At 62.2% G+C, this 8,420-nt stretch carries 5 protein-coding genes; 1 reads left to right on the top strand and 4 read right to left on the bottom strand.

Annotated features, from left to right (window positions below; genetic code table 11):
- The 3 genes from KBA48_RS31105 to KBA48_RS31095 form a co-directional block, all read right to left on the bottom strand.
- Window positions 1-213 (bottom strand): tryptophan 7-halogenase (locus KBA48_RS31105; protein ID WP_292912569.1); only part of this gene is annotated, 213 nt, incomplete at its 3' end.
- A gap of 27 nt (window positions 214-240) precedes the next feature.
- On the bottom strand, window positions 241-1,752 hold the full coding sequence (locus KBA48_RS31100) for a tryptophan halogenase family protein (protein ID WP_292912568.1): 1,512 nt from the start codon (window positions 1,750-1,752) through the stop codon (window positions 241-243).
- Between the two features lie 117 nt (window positions 1,753-1,869).
- A complete protein-coding gene (locus KBA48_RS31095; RefSeq protein ID WP_292912567.1) occupies window positions 1,870-4,935 on the bottom strand; it encodes a TonB-dependent receptor in 3,066 nt (1,021 codons plus the stop codon).
- 698 nt (window positions 4,936-5,633) lie between these two features.
- On the opposite strand from KBA48_RS31095, the gene KBA48_RS31090 reads away from it, so the two are divergent.
- A complete protein-coding gene (locus tag KBA48_RS31090; protein ID WP_292912566.1) occupies window positions 5,634-7,904 on the top strand; it encodes a beta-glucosidase in 2,271 nt (756 codons plus the stop codon).
- 46 nt (window positions 7,905-7,950) lie between these two features.
- Here KBA48_RS31090 and KBA48_RS31085 read toward each other — a convergent pair.
- Window positions 7,951-8,420, bottom strand: a 470-nt coding sequence (locus KBA48_RS31085) for a carboxylesterase family protein (protein WP_292912565.1), incomplete at its 5' end; no start/stop codon positions are given.

Raw genomic sequence — 8,420 nt, 5'->3', positions numbered from 1 at the left:
CTTGATGAAATCCTGTTCGTCGATACCCAGGCTGCGCAGCAGCACGACGAAGGGCGGGATGGTGCTCTCACCCACGCCGATGGTGCCGATCTCGTCGGATTCCACCAGTTCAACTGCTGTGCCCGTTCCCTTGGTCATGAAGGACAGCATGGCGGCGGTGATCCAGCCGGCCGTGCCACCCCCGGCGATGACGATCCTGTTCAACGGCTTCATGACGTTCCCTCTTGTCCGATTATTTGTTTAGACAACGACCTTGGCGTACCGGTCGATGAATTCCTGGTGCGTGGGGCAATCGGCCACCGTATCGGCGATGGCCTTGCGCATGCCGGCCAGTCCCCGTGACAGGCTGGGCAGGTCGAACCCGTCCAGGGCCGGGTCATAACCATCGGGCAGACAGTCGAACCCGGCATAGATGGCCAGCCAGCTTGCCGGCTGGAACATCTCCCAGCGGTAACGCACCATATGCCCGCGCCGTTTCCACATCTCCACCTTGCGGGTCAGCGTGTCGGGCAGGTCGATGGCGCGGCAATCGCGCCAGAATTGGGTATCGTCGCGCCGGTTCAGCCAGTAATGCAGAATGATGAAGTCGCGCACCCGCTCCATCTCCCGCCGGCTCCAGTCATTATATTCATCGACCAGCGTCGGGTCGATGTCGCGCGCCGGGAACAACTGTTTCAGCTTGTCGATCCCGGTTTCGATAAGGGCGATGGAGGTGCTTTCCAGCGGTTCAAGGAAACCGGATGACAGGCCGATGGAAACGCAATTGCCCTTCCAGGCCTGCCGGCGCCGGCCGGGCGTAAAGGCGATGCGGCGCGGTGCCATCTTCAGATCGGCGCCGACGGCGGCCAGCAACTCCGTTTCCGCGTCGCCGTCACTGATATGGCGGCTGGAATAGACATAGCCGTGGCCGGTGCGATGTTGCAGCGGAATGGTCCAGCGCCAGCCGGCGCTGTGTGCCGTCACACGCGTAAAGGGTGGCGGCGGGCTGACGGCGTGACCCTGGGCGGCCAAGGCCCGGTCGCAGAGCAGCCAGCGGCTCCAGTCTTCGTATCCCGCCTTCATCGCCCCTTCGATCAACAGGCCTTGGAACCCGGAGCAATCGACAAACAGATCGCCGGTGACAGTAGCGCCGGTATCCAGCAACAGGCTGGCGATATGGCCATTTTCCGGGTTCAGGTCCACCTTCTCGATCTTCGCATCGATACGTCGCACCCCAATGCTCTCGGCTGTCTTACGCATCAATTGCGCAAACAGGCCGGCATCGAAATGCAGCGCCCAGTCGAATACCGACAGGGTGGAGGGCGGATTGGGGGACGGGGTCGTGAAGCGACCGGCCCGCGCCAGCGCCACAGCCAGCGAATAATCCCCCAGGTCCGTCCCCTCCCCCGCGGCGCGCAGGCGCAGCCAATATTGATGGAACGGTATATCCCGAAGATCCTGGCCATAGACGCCGAACGGGTGAATAAAACTGCTGTCCTGGTGCAGCCAGCCGTCGAAACGAATACCCAGCTTGACGGTCCCGTGCGTGGCCTTGATCACATCCAGATCACGCAGGCCCAGTGACTGATAGAAGCGGCGGATGGTGGGGATTGTCGCCTCCCCCACCCCGATGGTCCCGATGGCCGAGCTTTCGATCAGGGTGATCTTCAACCCTGATCCCTGGAAATGATGGGCCAGCGAGGCGGCGGTCATCCAGCCGGCCGTCCCGCCGCCGACAATGACCAGTTCACGGATACGGCTATCGCTGGGCATCGGCATTCTTCCAGGCAGGTTTCATGGGATTGTACAGGTGAATGGCAAAGAAAAAAGGGCGCCGCCTTGACGTGGATCACGTCCCGGCGGCGCCCCGTACCTCACACTACACCGGCATTACCACTTGAAGCGGACACCGAGCGTGTAGCGGCTTTCATACTCGTTCTGCCAGGCGTACTGGGTGACGCCGGGGAACTGCACGAAGTAATCCTCGATCTCGCCGGTGACGTTGGAACCGTTGGCATAGACCGTGATCTTTTCGTTGATGTCGTAGCTGACATTCACGTCAACGAACTGCGTGCTGTCCTGGTAGACCGGGAATTCCTTGAACACATTCTCCAGACGCTTGCTGCGGTAGTTATACGCAATACGCGCCTGGAAATTGTCGTCCTGGTACCAGCCGACCAGATTGTACTGGTGCTTGGAATTGTCGTTGAAGGGGAGCTTCTGCGTGCCCACCGTCTGCTCGCTTGGCGAGTAGGTGTAGTTGGTGTCGACACCGAAGTTGGAGATGAAGCTGTTCTCGTCCAGGAAATCCTTGAAGGACAACTTGGCCCCAACCTCGACACCTTCCACGCGGCCACCGTTACCCTGTGCCGGACGGGTCACGTTGACCGTCCGGCGGATGACGCCGTCCTGGTCCGGGAACCGGCCATCAAGGGTGGTGCGGGTAACGACGTAGCTTTCGATATTCATGCGGAACACGGCGAGGTTCAGCATGCTGGCCTTGCCGATATAATATTCGACGGCCGCATCCCAGTTATCCGCGCGCCACGGATCCAGTTCCGGATTGCCGGTAGCCTCGGCGCTGGTAACCTCACGGATCTTGGTGCCGTCCGGACGCAGCGGGCCGTCCGCCGTGTTGATCTTCAACGCGCCGCCATACTTCAACAGATCCAGCGGCTGCATGGTCTTGCTGTAGCTGAAGCGCAGACGCAGATCGTCGGTGACGTCGTAGCTGGCATTCACGGCCGGCAGGTAGTCATAATAGCTGCGACGGGAGACGACATCGCCAGCATCGATGTTGGTGTCGCCATAGTTCAGGGTGTCACCCGTGATGTTCTGACGAACCAGCAGTTCGGTGCGGATGATCTTCACACCGGCGGTGCCGCTCAGGCGGCCCCACTCGAAGGAGGTGTTGACGTAGCCGCTATCCTCGGTCAGGTCCACATCATAGGACTGGCCTGGGATGATGACACGATCGGCACCACCGAACACCTTCTTGTGGAAGGCGACCGGATCGTCAAAGTCACGCGGATCGATAGCCCAGAAGCCGGGGATGCCCTTGGTGATCGACCCCAGATTATCCACCCAGATGACATTATTGTAGGTGTCCAGACGGGTCGGCGCGTTGACCGTATAGCCCTGGAACACCAACTGGCCGGTCACCGGGTCGGGCACGAACTCACCAGCCTGACACTGGTTCTGGTTCATGACGACGTCGATGGCCTTCCACTGCGCCGAGCAGCCCGACGTGTTCGCCTGACCCTGATCGTTGACGCCAGTGCCCTTGTAGAAGTTGGAGAAATGGTGGAACTGGTCGATCGACACGGACCGGTCGCTGCGGCGGATGCCGACATCGATGCGGTTCAGGAAACCACCCAGCGGTTCCTCAAAATCATACTGCGTGTCGATGCGGTAGACGTTCAGGTCAGACGTCGCCTCGTTATTGCCTTCCGAGGAAAAGGCACCGATGGCGTAGCTGTCCTTGCTGGCCATGTAGTCGGTCAGCGTCTTGCCGGCACCCAGGCCGCCGGAAATCGGGCGGTCGAAGCCCGACCAGACAGGGCTGCTGCCCGAGATGTCGTAATGCAGTTGCGGGTTCTGGCCATAGCCCAGCGGGTTGGGATCGACATAGCGCCCCCCCAGGCTGCCCACGATATTGTTGGTATAGCGCGACGCCGGGAACTTGGACGCGATGGCGGCCGGATAGAAGGTGCCGCGGGTACGGTCGGCGGCGGTTTGGAACAGGTTGAAGCGACCCGGCGCGTAACGCCAGTTCGACAGATCGCCCTGCGCCTGGCCGTTCAGCGACAGGCGGTCGGCATCGGCCCGAACGGCACGCGCGGTGACCTTCAGCGGGCCGCCATTGTCATACTTCAACTCGGCATTGAAGTTCTTGGATTCGGACTTGTTGACGCGATTGACGGAGAAGGAGTTCACCCACCAGGCGTCGATATCATACTCGTCCACCGCCAGCCAGTTGCTGCCGCTGACCGGGGTCGAGGAGGTCGGCTTGGTCCAGACGCCAAAGGCATCGCCGGACCAGCGGTTGGAGATATTGATACCGGCTGCGCGGTTATACTCGTCCATCTTGGTGTAGAAGCCTTCAGCCACGAAGGTGAAGCCTTCGCCAAGATCGGCCTCGAACGCGCCGGACACCGACAGACGGTCGCGTTCCGTTTCCTTGTGGAAGCTTTCAAAGCCATGCGGAGAGATGAACTGGTTGGTCGCGGTGCCGCCCCAATCATTATTGCCGGACAGGCCACCGATACCGGGCCCCGGCGCCACACCGGAATAGTTGTTGCCCAGGTTGGATTCGCTACCCGCAGCGGAAACAAGCACACCGATACGGTCACCGCGATAGGCCAGCAGACCGTTGGCCAGCCAATCCTTTTCCTTGGTGTCCTTGCCGGTCTGGCCTTCGACGGCACCCGACGCCGAGAAGCCATAGGGCATGTCGGACGGGCGGCGCGTGCGCAGGTCGATGGTGCCCGAAATGCCGGACAGCGCGTTCTTCGTGTCGGTGCTCTTATACACCACCACGGCATTCATCAACTGCGCCGGCACGTCGGTCAGGTTGGGCTTGGCTTCACCCTGGTTACCGGCGGACAGGTACTGTTCGCCGTTCAGCATGGTGATGACCTGCGGCAGACCGCGCACGTTCACCGTGGAGCCTTCACCCGCGTCGCGGCGGATCTGGATACCCGGCACGCGCTGCAGGGCGTCGGCGATGGTCACGTCCGGCAGCTTGCCGATATCTTCCGACGAGATGGCATCGACGATCGCCGTCTGGTTGCGCTTGACATCGACCGAGCGCTGCTGCGAAGCGCGCACGCCGGTCACAATGATCTCATCAAGCGTATTGGTGGCTGCCGGTTCGGCCTGGGCCAAGGCGGTAGACGCCAGCGCGAACGGCGAAGCGCCCGCCAGCAGGGCCACGGCCAGCCCACGGCCGAGCATTGAATGCATCCCTGTCAAGAGATCCTCCCTCAGAGCAAAGTTTTACGTGCGATTTTTGGCGCCAGAATGCGCGGGATCATTCGCAGAACACCATTTCAAGGTGGCATGCGTCTGATGAATACGATCGGGCTATTGAATTAGCCGCTCGGTTTGTTTCCCCACCCATCCGGCGTGTTACGTCACACGCTCCCATCCTTAGTGGTTCTGAATTTACGACAGGTCGGGTTGATGTCAAGCGCTATATGTCATCGTTGTCATACTAAGTGACAGCGCAGACATGGCCTGTCCGGGATATAAACGCAAAATCTGACCATATTCGGCATTCGGAAAATTTCTGCAACTGCGAGACGCAATTGCCCAAATGGCTGGATTTCAGGCGTTTGGCGAGGGCTTCTCTGTCCCCCTGCGTGATCAAACTGTCCATTGTTGCCAGGATGTCACGCTGAGCAGATGATTTGACGATAAGAGGCTGGACAGAAATCGGACAACGTTGTCTGTTTTTGCTGGTACAGGACCGAGCGGATGCTAGTATGGCGACCGAACCACCCGCGACAAATGCCGGGGGAACGCCTTGGGGGAACGGCCAACGCTGCCATTGCGGCGGCCGGCACCCCATTCCATGGTGTAAAGCTGAAGCGGGAGGACGCGGGATCGCACAGATCCCCGGCCGGCACCTTAAATATGAAAGAGAAACGGCAATGAACAACAGGAAGATGCGGGCCTTCATGTCCACCCTGCTGCTGGCCACGGCCCTGACCGGCGGCCCCGCACTGGCCGCCGAAAGTGCGGCGCCGGCTGCCACCGATGCGGCACCGGCCGCCCGTCCCTGGATGAACACCACCCTTTCCGCCGACGCGCGCGCCGATTTGCTGCTGCGTGAAATGACGGTGGAAGAGAAGAAGACACTGGTCTTCGGCTATTTCGGATCGCCGTTCAAGGAACGCAATTATGTTCCGCCGGCTGGCATACGCATGGGATCGGCCGGCTATATCCCCGGCATCGACCGGCTGGGTATTCCCGCGCAATGGCAGACCGATGCCGGTGTCGGCGTGGCGACACAGCGGGACTCGGCAGAGCCGATGCGGGAACGCACCTCCCTGCCCGCCGGCATCGCCACCGTCGCCACCTGGAACCCGGTGCTGGCCCGCCAGGGTGGGGCCATGATCGGTAAGGAGGCCCGGCTTTCGGGCTTCAACATCATGCTGGCCGGTGGCATCAATCTGGTGCGCGAGCCGCGCAACGGCCGCAATTTCGAATATGGGACGGAAGACCCGCTGCTGGCTGGCATCATGGTCGGTGCCCAGATCAGCGGCATCCAGTCCAACAACATCATCTCCACCATCAAACATTACGCGTTGAACGCGCAGGAGACGGGGCGCTTTGTCCTGTCCGCCAATATTGAGGAGGCCGGCGCCCGCATGTCGGACCTGCTGGCCTTCGAAATCGCCATGGAACGGTCCAACCCCGGCTCCGTCATGTGCGCCTATAACCGCTATAATGGTGATTATGCCTGTGAAAGCGACTTCCTGCTGAACAAGGTGCTGAAGGGCGATTGGGCCTATCCCTACTATGTCATGTCGGACTGGGGCGCCGTTCACAGCACGGCCAAGGCCGCCAATGCCGGCCTGGACCAGGAATCGGGCTATATCTTCGACAAGGAAATGTATTTCGGCGCCGACCTGTTGGGCAAGGCGCTGGCCGACGGGTCGGTCGGCATGGCGCGGCTGGACGACATGAACCGCCGCATCCTGCGCGCCATGTTTGCCCATGGCGTCATGGACAATCCCGTAGCGGTCGAAGATCACAAGATCGATTACGATGCCCACGCCAAGGTGACGCGCGCCGACGCGGAGGAAGGCATCGTCCTGCTCAGGAATCAGGGCGACCTGCTGCCGCTGGCGGCGGGTGCCAAGAAGATCGCCGTGATTGGTGGTCATGCTGACAAGGGCGTGATGTCGGGCGGCGGTTCCTCCACCGTGTTCGGGCGCGGTGGCAATCCCGTGCCGGGCACGGGGCCGAAATTTTTCCCCGGTCCCATCGTCTATCACGCTAACCCGCCGCTCGATGCCATCAAAGCCCGCGCCGGGGGTGAGGTGGCCTTCGATGCCGGCAGCGACCCGGCCGCTGCCGCCAAGCTGGCGGCCGACAGCGATATCGCCATCGTGTTCGTGAACCAGTGGACGGGCGAGGCCATGGATTTCACCCTGACCCTGCCCGACAATCAGGACGCGCTGGTCGCCGCCGTGGCCAAGGCCAACAAGCGCACCATCGTGGTGGTGCAATCGGGCGGGCCCGTCTTCATGCCCTGGCTTAAGGATGTTGGGGCGGTCCTGGCCGCCTGGTATCCCGGCACGGCGGGCGGTGAGGCCATCGCCCGCGTGCTGTATGGAGAGGTGGACGCCAGCGGGCGCCTTCCCGTCACCTTCCCCGGCAGCCTGGACCAATTGCCGCGCCCCAAGCTGGATGGCGAGGGGCTGCCCGACGGCACCCCGTTCGACGTCGCCTATCCGGAAGGGGCGGCAGTCGGCTACAAATGGTTCGACCGGAAGGGCCTGAAGCCGCTGTTCCCGTTCGGGTACGGCCTGTCCTACACCAGCTTCGCCTATAAGGACCTGAAGGCGGAGGTCGGGGCCGACGGCACGCTGACCCTGTCCGGTTCCGTCACCAACAAGGGCGACCGCGCCGGCAAGGCCGTGCCGCAGCTTTATGTCGGGCCTGTATCGGGCGGCTGGGAGGCGCCGAAGCGGCTGGCGGGCTGGCAGAAGCTGGAACTGGCGCCGGGCGCCAGCGGTCGTTTCTCCGTCCCCGTCGATGCGCGCCTGCTGGCGACCTTCGATGTGGCGAAGAAGGAATGGGTGGTGAAGCCGGGCCGGTACAAGGTCTGGCTGGGCGCATCGGTCGCCGATCTGCCCGTCACGACCGAGGTGACGCTGAAGGGCAGCAGCTTCAGCGCCGTGAAGGGGAAGTGAGGATGACCGGGGTGCGTGGACACACGTACCCCGGTTTCCCCGTCGTTTACTGCTGGATGGCTTCCATCAGGTCCAGACGGGTGCGCAGCGGATCGGCCACGAAGGACGGTCCCGTCAGCGCATAATCCATCAGCTTGTCATCCCCCGTGCGATAGGCGGGATAGCCGGGATTGCCGGTCTTGGCGAACGCTACGAAATGGTGGTGGAACACCTGTGAAATGGCCTGGTCCGCTGCATTGACGGCACCGGGATAGCGGGCGTCGATGGTGCGGAAGGCATAGGGGATTTCGCTGGCATGGGTGGCGCCCGGCATGGTCCCCCGCTGGCTTTCCGCGACATAGGAGAAACGGTAGGCATAGGTTGGCTGCCCGCCGGCCACCCATTGCCGCGCCAGATGACGCGCCGGCTCGATGAAGATGCGGTCGCCGACGATCTTCCAGGTGGTCAGCAGCGGCGTCGGGCTGGCATAAGCCTCGCGCGCCGCCGCTGCTGACCACCTGGAAGATCGTCGGCGAC

Origin of the sequence: Niveispirillum sp., from assembly GCF_017996735.1 — a bacterium.
Taxonomy (GTDB): Bacteria; Pseudomonadota; Alphaproteobacteria; order Azospirillales; family Azospirillaceae; genus Niveispirillum.
The sequence above is the reverse complement of the archived record's forward strand: the minus strand, read 5'-3'. Positions and strand labels throughout refer to the sequence as shown.